The following is a 14,124-nucleotide window of genomic DNA, read 5'->3' as shown; positions in this document are numbered from 1 at the left end:
ATTGAACCTGATTCTGTCTATAATTCATCCGAAGCAGGTATCAACCGAGCTTCCAGGTTGGGATCCTCCATGTCTTCGTCCAGTGGGAACATCGGCCTTTGAATTCTCTCATAATTCAGCCGTTCCAGGTCCTGATCCACCCCGCCGGGTGTCAATGCCATGATCCAACCCTCCTGCATCTCGTATAACTCCGGAACCAGGTACCCGATCTTGACGACCACAACATCGGTTTCCCGGGGATTGAGTCCGAGGCGCGTAAAATCATCCTCATGATGATACGGCTTCCGCTTCTTGGTTACGATCACATTTACGCTGCCAATTTTTACCACCACTTCCGTTTCAGCATCCCGGTCGCCGTGTTCAATCGCCGTTACGGTCCCGGTAAGTTGTATCGGGGGAGAAAACCGGTCATCTACCTGAGCCCCGGCATATGCGCTGACTTCGCCCCCCACGCCCACCTGCACGGCTTGCTCCACCAATTTCGGTCCCGGTAAGGAGGCATATATCAGGGAAGGGCCGTCTGCCGACTTGAACTCAGGTCGTTCCAAAATTCTTCTCAACGTCCACGTTACATCCCCGGCGCCCCCGGCAGTTGGATTATCTCCCATATCACTGATGAAGAAGGGGCTCTTATCACTGGCAATAGCCTTGTCCAGGCTTTTCTGGAGGGATGCCGTGGGAGCGATAAATTCAAATTCATCCCGCACCTCCCAAAAACTGGTGGCGAGTTCTTCAGCGGTACTTGTCACTTTTTCCCTGTCATCCCCGGTAACCATGACCGCGGCATGATTACGAGGTTCGTCCGCCCAGGCGTATCCCACCCAGATAGCTGCATCGATTACTCCTTCCTGGTTGGCTGCCGGGGCGACTTTCGCATATAAACTTTTTGCGGGATCCACTCTCGTACTTGTTTTTTCACCCGGCAGCAGTATCGGCACCGGAATCCACGCTTTATATTCGGGCTTGCCTTTTCCACTCTCGATCCTCTCCAGCAGATTTTCCACCGCCCGTTTTTTCGACTCCAGCGCATCTTCATGCGGAGCCATCCTGTAGCAGGTAATAAGGTCGGTATTCCTGGCCAGCCGTTTGGAGACATTCCCATGCAGATCCATCGAGGTTGAAATAATGGTTTCCTCCCCTACAACTTCCCGGACCCTGGTGATAAAATCTCCCTCCGGGTCATCGAGACCAACCACACTCATCGCCCCGTGAATATCGAAGAACAGCCCGTCATAAGGGCCGTTCTCCCTGAGCCTGTCAAGCGTCTCTGTTACCAGCGACTCGTACGCTTCCCTCGTCACTATGCCCCCCGGCAGTGCATGTCCCCTGAGGGTCGGAATCCAGTGGGCGCGTTTTCGATTCAGCGAGTCGGGGGCCAAAAAGGGATAAAAGGAGAACACGTCATCTCCTCTCCGGGCGTGGAACGCCTCTTCATGGGTAACGGCGGGAGAAAAGGTGCTTGATTCAATGGCTAGGCCCGCAATAGCGATACGGGGCAGATCCTCCTGCTGCCTGTTATCACTTGATTCGCTGCATCCCGCGATTATAATCAGTAAAGCCCAAAAGTAGGACACTTTTTTCATCTCGATCGTTTTACTTTACACTGTGATTTGTTTGTTTTGTTCAAAAAGCGATAAAACCCGACGTTTTGCAAAGATTTTACTGACAGGAATGATTTTATGAGGGTTTTGCAAACCCTCAATTCCTCTTTTGGGAGTTGTGCTTCCGTTTAAAAGGGGAATAAGATCAGTACCCCACCTCCCAAAAAATAGTGGTTCTACAATGGGGCTTTTTATATTTTCGGGGAGCAATGCAGGCCAGCTCCCCGGAAATAATAGCTGCCGGAAGTTGGGATAAATCCGGCTTCTGCCACCGAATTGGCCTACAGCTGATACCGCACAAAAGCCTCTATCGCCTCATACTCGGCCAGTCCCAGCTGGTCATAAAGTTTGGCGGTATTTCGGTTTCGCGACTCCGAACGCTGCCAAAACTCCCGTTCATCGGCCCCGGGAAACAGCGGGCGATCTTTTTGCGACTGGTGTTTGAAAATAGCCTTTCGCTTTTTGGCCAGCTCTTGCGGACTCAGCGGTACGGCCATCTCAATATCGTTGATATCCCACTCCTGCCAGGCTCCGCGGTACAGCCATACGTAGCAGTCGTCGATCCAGTCATCCCCCCGGCACGCCTCAAGCGCCTGGAATATCGCCTTCAGGCATACCCGGTGGGTTCCATGCGGATCGGAAAGGTCGCCCGCAGCATAGATCTGGTTCGGTTTTACCTCCCTCAGCAGCTCCACAACGATATCAACATCATCCTGGGAGAGCGGCTTTTTCTTTACACGACCCGTCTCATAGAACGGCATATCCAAAAAGTGGAGATGATCTTCGGGCACTCCGCAGTAGCGGGCGGCCGCCTTGGCCTCTCCCCGACGTATCAGTCCCTTTATTTGCTGGACCTCTTCGGAGTCTACCTGCCCCGGCTCCTTGTTGTTCAGGAAGTTCCTGATCTCCGAGAGCATCGACTCGGCCGGCTCCTGATCCATCCCGAACAGCTCCTGGTATTCCGAGACAAAATCGGCAAAACGGATCACATCGTCGTCGAATACCGCAATATTTCCGGACACCTGGTAGGCGACATGCACCTCGTGGCCGTGCTCGGCCAGACGAATCAGCGTACCGCCCATGGAGATGACATCATCATCGGGGTGGGGACTGAAAATAAGCGCCCGTTTGGGGAAGGGAGATTTTCGCTCCGGGCGGTTGGTATCGTCGGCGTTGGGCTTGCCTCCCGGCCAGCCAGTTATGGTGTGCTGAAGCTCGTTGAACACCTTCAGATTGATATTGTAGGCCGGACCGTACTGGGTTATCAGGTCGCCCATGCCGTGCTCGTTGTAATCCTCATCGGTCAGTTTCAACACCGGTTTATCCACCTGCTGGCACAACCATACCACGGCGCGGCGCATCAGCTTGTCGTCCCAGTCGCATACCCCGAGCAGCCAGGGAGTTTTCGAACGCGTCAGTTCGGCACTGGAGGCGCGGTCGAGGACCACCGTTGTATTGTCATGGTTCTGCAGGTATGTAGCCGGCACACTTTCCTTGACGGGTCCTTCCACCGCTTCCCGGATAATGGGAGCTTTTCCTTCTCCCCAGGCCATCAGAAAAATTCTGTCTGCATCCAGGATGGTACCGATTCCCATGGTGATCGCGCGGCGGGGTACATATTCCTCCCCGAAGAAGTCGCTGGCGGCATCGCGCCGGGTGATCTTGTCAAGCGTAATCAGGCGGGTGCGGGAGTCGGGCCGCGATCCCGGCTCATTGAAGCCAATATGACCGGTACGCCCGATCCCCAGCAGCTGAATATCGATTCCACCGGCTTCCACAATCTCCTCTTCGTATTGCTGGCAATATGAAGTGATCTGGTCTTCGGGAATCGTTCCGTCCGGTATGTGCACCTGGTCTTCCGGAATATCGATATGATTAAACAGGTGCTCATTCATAAAACGCACGTAGCTCTGCAGAGAATTGGGCTGCATGGGATAGTATTCGTCGAGGTTGAATGTAACAACATTGGCAAAACTCAACCCCTCCTCCCGGTGCAGTCGTACCAGTTCGTCATACACCTGTGTCGGGGTTGACCCGGTTGCCAGTCCCAGCACGGTAGTTTCGTCATTTTCGTTGCGAGTGCGAATCAAATCGGCAATTTCCATGGCCACCATTTTAGATGCTTCCCCGGCATCACCAAAGATCTGGGTGGGAATCTGCTCGTGATACGTCACCTTCTCCCGCTCATCGTAAAAAGAAAAATCGGCATTCGGATTCAATGATTCTACGTTTTTTTTACGCTTCATAGAGACAATTGGTTGTTTGAGATTATTTTCTGGAACATGTCTGTATCGGGATCTCCCCCAACAGGTTGTAACAAGCCTGCTTCGTTTGTAGCATATGGCAAACTATAGCTACTCAATTGAAAAATTACATCCGCAATATTTACTAATCATACCTATATATTGATACCGCTTGATGGTAGCAATTTCCAACCATTTTGAAAAGCTATAGGACGATTCTGGCCACATGAACTGCATGTGGCACTGGCATTGACATTTTTATTTTTACTAACAAGGGGGATCGGAGTCCTTCCCTGAACTACTTCACAGATAGCCCGATCTGATATTAATATTCCCCGTTGGGATCGAATATTCGTTTGTTGTTAATCCACTGTCCACTGGTAAAGTCGGGAAACTCAACGGGAGATCCGCCTGCGGCGATAGAATTTTCGGAGAGCGGAAGTATTACACTCCAGGCCGCCGCATCATAAACATCCTGCGGGGTGGAGGCCTGCCGTTTTATTGATTCTACGAAGGCATTTCTTACAAAGTAATCCATCCCGCCGTGTCCGGAACCCTCCGCCTCCTGCTCCAGCCGTTTCCAGAGGTCGGCATCAAACTCATCCTGGTATTTATCGAATTCCTCCCATCTGTGGGCTTCGCTCCGCCCCCGGATATGTACTGCATCGCGTTCGAGCTCCCACAAGCCGTTCGTACCCTGTGCCCTGAATCCAAGGGAATAGGGGCGCGGAAGCGTGGTATCCAGCGTCACGATAATGGTCTCTCCCTCTGCCGTAGTAATGGTCGTTGTGATAATATCACCGGTTTTCCACTCCACATCGGCATTCGGATGATCCTCTCCCCCGTAATATTTTATGTGGCTTTCCAGTCCGCGCGACTTGGTTGCATGCGAGGTTAGCTTCACGAACCGGTTTCCGCGGTTGATATCGAGCCAGTGGGCCACCGGGCCGATCCCGTGGGTGGGATAGTGGTCGCCATTACGTTTTGTGTAATGCTTGGTCCTCCAGCTGGATACGCTGCCGGTTCCCGGCCCAAATTCCAGATCTTCATTAAAGATGAAAGGGGTCAAATCGTGCTGGTACCCACACCGGGCGTGAATCATCTCTCCGAATAGTCCCTCCCGCACCATATTCAGCACGGCCATCACATCGCGGCGGTAACACACATTTTCCAGCATCATGCAGGGCATGCCGGTTCGCTCCGAAGTGTGAACCAGCTCCCAGCAGTCTTCGATTGTCAGGGCGGCCGGGACTTCTACCCCGGCATATTTCCCATTTTTCATGGCCGCTACCGCCTGCCGGGTATGATACACCCACGGGGAAGCGATAATGACTCCGTCGAGGTCGTCTCGCTGGCAAAGGTCGTTATACTCCTCTTTATTCGAATATCCATCAGGACGCTCCTGTCCGGCCTCCTCTACCATCTTGAGCGCCCGGTTTAGATTCTCCTCGTTCGGATCCAGGATGGCGTTGACCTGTACATCGTCCCGCTGCAACATGCCTCGCAGGTGACTGGTGCCACGGGAACCCACCCCCATAAATCCCAGTGATATCGTCCGGTCATCCTGTCCCCTGAGTATTGAAAAGGGGGCCATCGACAACCCCAGACCTGTCACCGCCGACGTTTTCAAGAAATCTTTCCTGTTGATTCTGTTTTCCATGACAATCAAAATTTAATCTTACTGTTGTTGTTAATTTCCTGGCTTGGGTATCCCTTCAAAAACTTCATGCCGGGTACATACACTCTGTCCCATTCAACAATCCACAATTTTTCATGTTTGGTCAGACCACTGTTCTTCACCTGCAGGACAAAAGAGCGGTAACTACAGAGATATTCTGCAGTCCTCATGTTTCATCAAAATAGCGTAAAGTATTCAGAAGGTGTCCGGGCCTCTTCAAAAATTTGTTTTATCTCTTCAATCACTTCAGGATGCTGCTCCGCTACGTTGTGTTTTTCCGACAGATCCCGTTCCAGGTTGTAGAGCTCAATCGGACTTTCGGGATCCCGGCTGACATTCAGACGTACGGCCTTCCATTTTCCCATTCTGACCGCCTGTTTCCCTCCCCGTGCCGGGAACTCCCAATATAAATAGGCCCGTTCTTTTTGGCCGGGCTGATCCAGTAACGTGGGTACCATTGAAACGCCATCTGTCCTGGAAGGTGGCTGTGTGCCCGCCAGTTCGGCAAAGGTCGGCATAAAATCCTCAAACGCAGAGATATGATCGCTGGTCGCCCCTTCCTGAATCTGTCCGGGCCACCACGCTATCATCGGGACCCGGATTCCACCTTCATAGAGATCCCGTTTTATACCTCGAAGCGGCCCATTGCTGTCAAAAAAAGCGGGGTCGTGGCCTCCTTCGGAATGGGGACCATTGTCACTGGTAAAAATCACAAGGGTTTGCTCCGCAATGTCCTGTTCCCGCAATTTCCGGATGAGGCGCCCCACATAATCATCCAGGAGCGTTATCATGGCGGCGTAGGTGGCGCGAGGCATCGGCTGAGCCGCATAATGTCCGCCTTCAAATGGTTCCTCTTTAAATATGCTGTTTCCCTCTTCGTCAAGATACGGCTCAAGGGCCGACTCGGGCAACGTCAGGGAGGCATGGGGAATATTGAGGGGCAGGTACGCAAAAAAAGGCTGGTCTTCCACGGCCTGCCGCTCCACAAAAGAGAGCGCCTCTTCCATGATCGCATCCTGGCTGTAGGTACCCCGCTTGACGGGCGGTCCGGAGCCGGGATGCTCAAAGCCGGGCCGGGAGGTATCCCTGACTTCATTGCCTTTCAGGGGCACGCGCACCGGTTCCTTGCCCGCTTCTTCCCGAAAGAGGAACTCGGGATAAAAGAAATGGGCCCGGCGCTGCCCATTGTAACCGTAAAAATAGTCGAACCCCTGCTTGCCGGGCGATCCTTCCGATCCCGGATAGCCCAGTCCCCATTTGCCGAATGCACCGGTTTTGTAGCCCGCTTTTTGTAACAGCTCCGCCACGGTAACCGCGCTGTCGGGAATCGGAAACTGGCCAATCGGATTATGCTCGCGGTTTCCCCGAATGGGTGTATGACCGGTGTGCAATCCTGTCATCAATACTGAGCGCGAGGGAGCACATACGGTGCTGCCAGAATAATGCTGGGTGAAACGCATACCCTCTGCTGCCAGCTGGTCCAGGTACGGCGTCTTGATCTGCTGCTGTCCGTACGAGCCGAGATCGCCATACCCAAGGTCATCGGCCATAATAAAGACTATATTTGGTTTCCGGGTATCCAGTTCCCCGTCCCCTTCAGAATCGCCGGTACAGCTCACAAAAACAAAAAGTAATATTAACGGCACTGTCCAGGAAAAAGTAGAGGGGCGTTCTGCCCCGCTGGTTATGGTCTTCTGCATAATCTTTAGTTTTGATAACGAATGTTATATTAGGCCACGATTCCGTGGGATGTACATCATCCCGAATCGGCTACCCTGCGAGCCCCGTAGCCGGACTCTCCATCTGATCATATCATAGGTCTCTTTTATGCCATATTCAAAGGAAATATTAGCATCAGGCTTCCAATGAAAGGCAAATCAGGAAATCACTCCTCCAAACGATCTGTCAACATCCCAACAAAGGGTTCTCTCAGCGGGACAGCCTTACTCAGTCCCGGCTGCCATCTGTTCAGGAAACAAAACGGCAAACACGTTTTGTGATTGTTATTTCAACATGAAAGGGAAAGACAATTTTCACATTTCGATTTCTTCCATAAATCTAACATCTATTGAATAAAATGCAACAAATTATTTATATGGCCTTGATATGGGACATTTTATCTTTCGTTTTGTTATTTAGTTGAACTTGGTTTATACTGTGATTAACAAACAATGTAGACTTTAGACTAACTGAATTAGCTTTTTCATGAGTAACCTATTTTTGCCTGAAAGGGCACCACTTGATGATGAAACAGGCAGGTTTACCTCCGCCGAGATCGCTCGTCAGCCGGAGACCTGGAAAAAAACCTGGACCGATCTCCGGGCCCAAAAAAAAGAGATCGCTTCTTTCCTTGACGGTATTCTGGCCCATGAAGATCTGAATATCGTACTGACGGGGGCTGGATCCTCTGCTTTTATCGGCGATTCGGTCGCTTCGACCTGGCAACGGGTCTTTTCAAGGAACGCCCGGGCCGTTCCCACCACCGACCTGGTTACTGATTTTGACGAGCTTATTCTCACCTCTCAGCCGCTGCTGCTCATTTCATTCGGTCGCTCGGGCAACAGTCCCGAAAGCAGGGCGGTTGTGGATATTGCAAATCGCAAGTGTGATCAAGTCTTTCATTTACTTATCACCTGCAATCCCGAGGGTGAGCTGGCGCAGATGAAAAGCCGGGACAACAGCTTTGTATTTCTGCTGCCGGAGGGGGCCGAAGATCAGAGCCTGGCGATGACGAACAGCTTCACGAGCATGGCGCTGGCGGCGCTGCTGATTCCCTCCCTGTTCGAAGCCGCCGACGAAGAAATTACTCGCCAGATACAGGCACTTGCCCGCACCGGAAACCGAATTATCGGGGACTTCTCCGAACGGCTTTTCAATATCGCGGAAACCGATTTCTCGCGTATCGTATTTTTGGGCAGTGGTCCCCTGCTGGGAATAGCGCGGGAATCTCACCTGAAAGTACAGGAATTAACCAATGGCCGTGTCGTTGGCAAGTTTGATTCCTTTCTCGGGTTCAGGCACGGTCCCAAAGCTATTATCAACGATAAAACGCTGCTGGTTTACCTGCTTTCCAACGACGAGCAAACGCGCAGGTATGAACGCGACCTGGTACAGCAAATTGCGCGGCACGATATTGATGTAACCACCGCGGCGGTGGCAGATCGGCGATTCGGCGATCTGAATGCGATCGATTTCATGATTCAGCCCGGGGATGAAAACCAGATCGACAATCATTTCTGGGCCATCCTCTGCACACTGCCATCCCAGATAATCGGGTTTTACAAGTCTATTCAGCTTTCGCTCAATCCCGATAATCCCTCTCCCGAGGGTACTATCTCCCGGGTGGTGGAGGGTGTCAAAATATACAGCGAACCTGCCGTTCATTAACGACCCGATCTGTTATGATCCTTGCCGTCTGTGCCAATCCCTCGGTAGATTCCTTTTGGTCATTCAATGAAATCGACCGCGGAACGACGAATCGCTCGTCCGGAGAATCTTTTTTTCCCGGAGGCAAGGGGATCCACGTGGCTTTTGCGCTGCGCGAGCTGGGTGAAGAGGTAACCGTACTGGGAGTGTGGGGCGGCGAGACGGGCCGATGGCTACAGGAATCGTGCCGAAATAACCAGGTTCCCACCCTCGGACCCAGCGTTCCCGGCTGGACCCGTATCTGTATCACCAACCGCTCATCCACCTCGTGGGATGAAACCGAGCTGCTCGGGGCGGGACCCGAGCTGACATCCGGGCAGACAGAGCAGTTTACCGCCGATTTCCGGAACTGTATCGAAGAACGATCTCCCGAAGCGGTGGTATTGAGCGGATCGGCCGCCCGCGGTTTTGACGATACTCTTTACCTCGAACTGGCATCTATTTCAGACAGGGCAGACATTCCCGTATTTGTCGATGCCTCCGGGCCGCTACTGGACCACGCTTTAAAGAAGCAGCCCAGAGCTGTTCACATCAATCAGCATGAAGGGCATGAACTCAGTGGAAAGGAAGATCCAGCAGAAATAGTCCGCTGGCTCGCCGCAAATTGCACCATTGCAGCCGTTACGGCCGGAAGCGAGGGATTATACCTTTGCGTGGAAGACCACCTCTACCACGCCCGCCACGACCTCGACCAATCAACCGTCACCAGTACCGTCGGGGCGGGAGACTGTCTTGTTGCCGGGCTGTGCAGGGCATGGGTGACTACAGAAGATCCTTGCTACTGGGCCCGGTACGCCACGGCATGCGGAAGCGCCAACTGCATACATCCCGAACTGGGACTGCTTAAAGCCGAAGACGTCAACCAAATTTTGCCGGATGTAACGATAGATATTCTTGAATTATGACTTCAAAGAGACAAAGTATTGAGCTGTTGGTCGCAGGTGAACTGAACATGGACCTTATCCTGGATGATCTCGAATCGTTTCCGGAGCTGGAGAAGGAAAAAATCGCCGGGGATATGAACCTCACTCTCGGCAGCTCCTCCGCCATCTTTGCCGCCAACATCGCGCGGCTCGGTATCTCCACCCGCTTTTGCGGGCTGGTCGGGAGTGATAGTTTTGGCACCCAGGTGATCTCCCAGCTACAAGATTTCGGGGTCGAGACAGATCGAATACGTATTTCAGATCGCCATAAAACCGGGCTCACGGCGATCATCCGGTTCAACAACTCCCGCGCGATGGTTACCTATCCGGGGGCCATGTCCCAGTTTTCGGGTGCCGATATCCCGGATGAAGCTTTTCGCGAAGCCCGCCACCTGCATATCTCCTCCATTTTTTTGCAGCCGGGGATCAAGCGAGATTTGATTAATATTGTTCAGCGGGCTAAATCCAGCGGCATGACCGTATCCATAGATCCCCAATGGGATCCCGATGAAAAATGGGACCTCAACCTTTCCCAACTTTTGAAACAGATCGACTTTTTTCTTCCCAACGAGGCGGAATTCCTGCAGTATACCAAGGCATCCTCGGTTGAAGATGGGCTGGAAAAATTACGCCCGGCTACCAACGCAGCTGTAATCGTCAAACGGGGCACTCGTGGCGCAACATTTTTGAAGGAGGGAACCATCGAAACCGTCCCGGCTTATATTAATGAAGATCCCGTAGATGCCGTCGGGGCGGGAGACAGTTTTAATGCCGGTTTCATCTACCGCTTTTTGAAAGGAGACTCCATCGAGCAGTCGGTGGCGTTCGCCAACCTGGCGGGAGCGGTATCCACGACCCAGGCCGGAGGCACTGCCGCCATTACCAGTATCGATGAGGTACTTCACATTGCCAACCAAAAATTTTCAACAACCAAATTCGATGAAATTACAAGATAAATTCAAGGAACTGGACAAGAAGAACAGAGCGCTGTTGGCTGTCAATTTTTACAATTTTGAGACGTTGTCGGCCATACTTCGAGCTGCAGCGAGCCTGCAGCAGCCCATTATCCTGCAGACGACCAAACGCACCATCGAGTACCTGGGCCTGGAGGTCACCACCAGCCTGGCGCGGGCCGCAACACAGCAATATGGCGTGGAGGCCTGGCTGCATCTCGACCACGCCCAGGATATCGATCTGATCAAGCGCGCCCTGGATGCCGGCTACGATTCTGTCATGATCGATGCCAGCGAGCAGCCGATCGAAGAAAACAGGAAGCTCAGCCGGCAGGTGGTGGAGATGGCCCGGCCGTACGGGGCCAATGTAGAGGCGGAACTGGGATATATCGCCAAGCTGGGACAGTCGAAAGAGGAGGTCGCCTTCACCCAGCCCGGGGAAGCGAAAACCTTTGTCGAGGCGACCGGCATCGATGCCCTGGCTGTGGCGATCGGCTCCGCCCACGGATTTTATGACAGGGAGCCCGAGCTGGATATCGATCTCCTGGCTAACATACATAAAGCGACGCCTGCCGCCCTTGTTCTTCACGGGGGGTCCGGCATCCCGGATAAGCAGATCCAGGAGGCTGTGCAAAATGGTATTCGCAAGATCAACCTTGCCACCGAAGTAAAAAACGGCTTTATGAGCACGCTCCGGGAAGAGCTTCCAAAGTCGGATGAGATCGATCTCCGCAAGGTTTTTCCCCCGGCAATCGCTCACGTAGAGCAGCTGTTAAAAAATAAAATTGAGATGTTAAACCAGGCATAAACCCTCACCTCATGCTGTCGATCCGTTCATTTCCAAAAATTGACGCCCATATTCACTTTAACGCCGACCGCGGAGACCTGCTCGCACTTGCCGGGGAGTACGATTTTTCGGTGCTGACCATCAACACCGAAGTGCCCGAGTTCCCCCCCATAGAGCAGCAGCGGCAACTGGCCCTGAAGTACGGTCCATCTTCTGTAACCGCCCTCTGGCACGCCGCGACGGTTTCTACAGAAGAGGTATTTGAAAAGAAATGGGCAGACCAGGCCATTTCCAGCATTACAAAAAAAATGAGCGAGGGAGCCTGCGGAATCAAATTCTGGAAAAATATCGGTATGTCTATTCAACGCCCTGATGGTTCGTTCCTTATGCCTGATGACGCCGAACTGGTACCGGTTTTTGAATTTCTGGAGGAGCAACACATACCGGTACTGGGTCACCAGGGCGAACCCAAAAACTGCTGGCTGCCGGTTGAGGAGATGACGGTAAAAAGCGATCGCGACTACTTTTCCCGGCACCCTCGCTATCACATGTACAAGCAGCCCGACTACCCGGATTACCGGGATCATATTGAATCTCGGGATCACCTGCTGGAACGGCACCCCGAGCTCCGGTTTGTAGGCCTGCACCTGGCCAGCCTGGAATGGAGTCTTGATGAGGTTGCCCGGCGGCTCGACACTTTCCCAAATTTGGCTGTGGATCTGGCCGAACGGTTTTCACATCTCTACTACCACGCTGCCCGTGACCACGAACAGGTCGTTCGCTTTTTCCGGGAATACCAGGACCGCATCATCTACGGGACCGATATTATTGATGACCCCGATCAGGATGCTGAGGCCATTCTCCGTGAGCTGAAAGACCGATGGGAGATGCACTGGAAATTCCTGGCAACGGACCAACAGCTCCGTTCTTCTCAAATTGAAGAACCGTTTAATGGATTGGCACTGCCCCAACCGGTTCTTGAAAAAATTTATCGATCAAACGCCCTGCGGTGGTATCGATTGTAAGAGCAGTTCATTGCCTGGAGCAACTGCTATACTTTAACTACCAGCAGATCCTGTTTTTTGAGTTTGTCCTCAAACTCCTCCGAAATATTAACATCGGTAATAACCGTATCAACAGGATCTAAATTGCAGATGTACGAAAAGCTGTGTCGGCCAAACTTCGTGGAATCCATAACCGCGATTACCGTATTCGAGCGCTCCACCATAATACGATTTAATTGAGCTTCAAGGGGATTCGAAGTGGTAAGCCCGTGCTCCAGGTCCAGTCCGTCTGCCCCCAGAAACAGCTTGTCAAAGTAATAGTTCTGCATGGTTCGCTCGGCTTCGGGTCCCACCAGCGAGTAGGATTTGTTCCGCAGAACGCCCCCCGTCAGCATTACCTGCATATCCTCCGAACCGATCAGCTCCATCGCAATATTGATGGCGTTGCTCATGACGGTAAGGTTCTGTTTGCCTTTGATCCGGAGGGCGATCTCCCGGGTAGTGGAACCGGAGTCGAGGATGATCGATTCATTGTCTTGTATCAGTCCCGCCGCGTATTCCCCGATCCGGCGTTTCTCTTCAATATTCAGCTTCTCCTTCTCCTCTATCGATGGATCGTTATAAACGTTATTCAGCAACAACGCTCCCCCATACGTCCGGTGAATAAGCCCCTTTTCCTCAAAAAAATCCAGGTCATTCCGGATCGTGACGCTGGACACTTCAAACTCCTCACTCAGTTCGTCAACGCGTACCGAACCTTCACTTCGGATCTTTTGGAGGATCCGATCCCGCCTGTCTACTGTAGATTTCATCTATCTGAATCTTTTTTCATGTTCGTACTTCCCTTTCCCTGTAAGCAAGAGCCTCGAAAACCTTTTACCAGTTTTCGAATTGATGTTATTTTACGCCGTGTTTGGATTCCCCGGCGCTGCAGTTCCGGTCAACTCTGATTGTTCAACCCGTCCAGGCACTCAATAAAATGAAAAAGACCCTGGGTTTGAAAAATCAACGGAATATAAAATCTGAATTCATACTTTAAAAGGTTCTTTTCCAGCTCCACAGCTGGATAAAGCGATCCCACTATCAAGGTTTTCAGCTATCTGTTTTACCGGTGTCACTATTTTACCCTGTCACAGGTTGATAGAAAGGATTCCCAAATTCTTGGGTCAGTTACCTGCGTCATTGCCTATACAGGCATCGCTGTTGTTCCTCCACAGACTATTAGCACACCGCTGAACAATAATGACAGAACAAAAAGATTAGCCGTAATGATTTTTCGACAGGATATCCCGGTTCCTCGAACGCCTGCTAGTAAATCCGGTTCAAGAATCGGTGAGATCGAAATCGAGGGACTTTCGGTGCCCTTTATAGAATCACAGACTTATTCTGTCAACGATCCTTTATTTACATTAACCGGAGGGCCCGTCGTATCCCGGTATTGAGTCCGCAGGCCGCGCAGCCGTTCTTTCAGCTCCCGCGTCCGCTGGGCGTATTCCGGCTGCCCGTACA

10 protein-coding genes are annotated in these 14,124 nt (G+C 52.2%); 5 read left to right on the top strand and 5 right to left on the bottom strand.

Annotation, left to right across the window (positions count from 1 at the left end; all coding sequences use genetic code 11):
* Positions 1 to 17: 17 nt before the first annotated feature.
* The 4 genes from ACG2F4_RS11545 to ACG2F4_RS11530 form a co-directional block, all read right to left on the bottom strand.
* The gene (locus ACG2F4_RS11545; RefSeq protein WP_395260867.1) at positions 18 to 1,583 is read right to left on the bottom strand and encodes a M81 family metallopeptidase; all 1,566 of its coding nucleotides are present in this window, start codon (positions 1,581 to 1,583) and stop codon (positions 18 to 20) included.
* Between the two features lie 299 nt (positions 1,584 to 1,882).
* Positions 1,883 to 3,847 carry a glucosamine-6-phosphate deaminase gene (nagB, locus tag ACG2F4_RS11540; protein ID WP_395260865.1) on the bottom strand — a complete coding sequence of 655 codons (1,965 nt, stop codon included), beginning with the start codon at positions 3,845 to 3,847 and terminating at the stop codon, positions 1,883 to 1,885.
* A 322-nt stretch (positions 3,848 to 4,169) separates the two neighbouring features.
* Complete coding sequence (locus tag ACG2F4_RS11535; protein WP_395260863.1) at positions 4,170 to 5,504, bottom strand: Gfo/Idh/MocA family protein; 1,335 nt, start codon at positions 5,502 to 5,504, stop codon at positions 4,170 to 4,172.
* A gap of 194 nt (positions 5,505 to 5,698) precedes the next feature.
* Positions 5,699 to 7,222 carry an arylsulfatase gene (locus ACG2F4_RS11530; RefSeq protein ID WP_395260862.1) on the bottom strand — a complete coding sequence of 508 codons (1,524 nt, stop codon included), beginning with the start codon at positions 7,220 to 7,222 and terminating at the stop codon, positions 5,699 to 5,701.
* Between the two features lie 505 nt (positions 7,223 to 7,727).
* Here ACG2F4_RS11530 and ACG2F4_RS11525 point away from each other — a divergent pair.
* The 5 genes from ACG2F4_RS11525 to ACG2F4_RS11505 are packed head-to-tail and all read left to right on the top strand — an operon-like array spanning position 7,728 to position 12,636.
* Positions 7,728 to 8,909: an SIS domain-containing protein gene (locus ACG2F4_RS11525; protein WP_395260860.1), complete on the top strand. Its 1,182-nt coding sequence runs from the start codon at positions 7,728 to 7,730 to the stop codon at positions 8,907 to 8,909.
* Positions 8,910 to 8,923: 14 nt separating this feature from the next.
* Complete coding sequence (locus ACG2F4_RS11520; RefSeq protein WP_395260859.1) at positions 8,924 to 9,853, top strand: 1-phosphofructokinase family hexose kinase; 930 nt, start codon at positions 8,924 to 8,926, stop codon at positions 9,851 to 9,853.
* Positions 9,850 to 10,827, top strand: coding sequence for a carbohydrate kinase family protein (locus ACG2F4_RS11515; protein ID WP_395260858.1), 978 nt, complete (start codon positions 9,850 to 9,852; stop codon positions 10,825 to 10,827). The genes ACG2F4_RS11520 and ACG2F4_RS11515 overlap by 4 nt, the downstream gene beginning before the upstream one ends.
* Positions 10,811 to 11,632 (top strand): ketose-bisphosphate aldolase, encoded by an 822-nt coding sequence (locus ACG2F4_RS11510; RefSeq protein ID WP_395260857.1) that lies wholly within the window; start codon positions 10,811 to 10,813, stop codon positions 11,630 to 11,632. Before ACG2F4_RS11515 ends, ACG2F4_RS11510 begins: the two co-directional genes overlap by 17 nt.
* 11 nt (positions 11,633 to 11,643) lie before the next feature.
* Positions 11,644 to 12,636 (top strand): amidohydrolase family protein, encoded by a 993-nt coding sequence (locus ACG2F4_RS11505; protein ID WP_395260855.1) that lies wholly within the window; start codon positions 11,644 to 11,646, stop codon positions 12,634 to 12,636.
* A gap of 26 nt (positions 12,637 to 12,662) precedes the next feature.
* On the opposite strand, the gene agaR is transcribed toward ACG2F4_RS11505, so the two are convergent.
* Positions 12,663 to 13,427, bottom strand: coding sequence for a transcriptional repressor AgaR (gene agaR / locus ACG2F4_RS11500; RefSeq protein WP_395260853.1), 765 nt, complete (start codon positions 13,425 to 13,427; stop codon positions 12,663 to 12,665).
* Between the last annotated feature and the right edge of the window lie 697 nt (positions 13,428 to 14,124).

The organism is Halalkalibaculum sp. DA3122, from assembly GCF_043951865.1.
Taxonomy (GTDB): Bacteria; Bacteroidota; Rhodothermia; order Balneolales; family Balneolaceae; genus JAMQKA01.
This window is presented reverse-complemented; position numbering and strand designations above follow the sequence as displayed.

Bases quoted from the DNA above. Each gene is read 5' to 3' on its own strand.
- ACG2F4_RS11545 (WP_395260867.1), bottom strand. From the start codon at position 1,583: ATGAAAAAAGTGTCCTACTTTTGGGCTTTACTGATTATAATCGCGGGA.
- nagB (WP_395260865.1), bottom strand. From the start codon at position 3,847: ATGAAGCGTAAAAAAAACGTAGAATCATTGAATCCGAATGCCGATTTT.
- ACG2F4_RS11535 (WP_395260863.1), bottom strand. From the start codon at position 5,504: ATGGAAAACAGAATCAACAGGAAAGATTTCTTGAAAACGTCGGCGGTG.
- ACG2F4_RS11530 (WP_395260862.1), bottom strand. From the start codon at position 7,222: ATGCAGAAGACCATAACCAGCGGGGCAGAACGCCCCTCTACTTTTTCC.
- ACG2F4_RS11525 (WP_395260860.1), top strand. From the start codon at position 7,728: ATGAGTAACCTATTTTTGCCTGAAAGGGCACCACTTGATGATGAAACA.
- ACG2F4_RS11520 (WP_395260859.1), top strand. From the start codon at position 8,924: ATGATCCTTGCCGTCTGTGCCAATCCCTCGGTAGATTCCTTTTGGTCA.
- ACG2F4_RS11515 (WP_395260858.1), top strand. From the start codon at position 9,850: ATGACTTCAAAGAGACAAAGTATTGAGCTGTTGGTCGCAGGTGAACTG.
- ACG2F4_RS11510 (WP_395260857.1), top strand. From the start codon at position 10,811: ATGAAATTACAAGATAAATTCAAGGAACTGGACAAGAAGAACAGAGCG.
- ACG2F4_RS11505 (WP_395260855.1), top strand. From the start codon at position 11,644: ATGCTGTCGATCCGTTCATTTCCAAAAATTGACGCCCATATTCACTTT.
- agaR (WP_395260853.1), bottom strand. From the start codon at position 13,427: ATGAAATCTACAGTAGACAGGCGGGATCGGATCCTCCAAAAGATCCGA.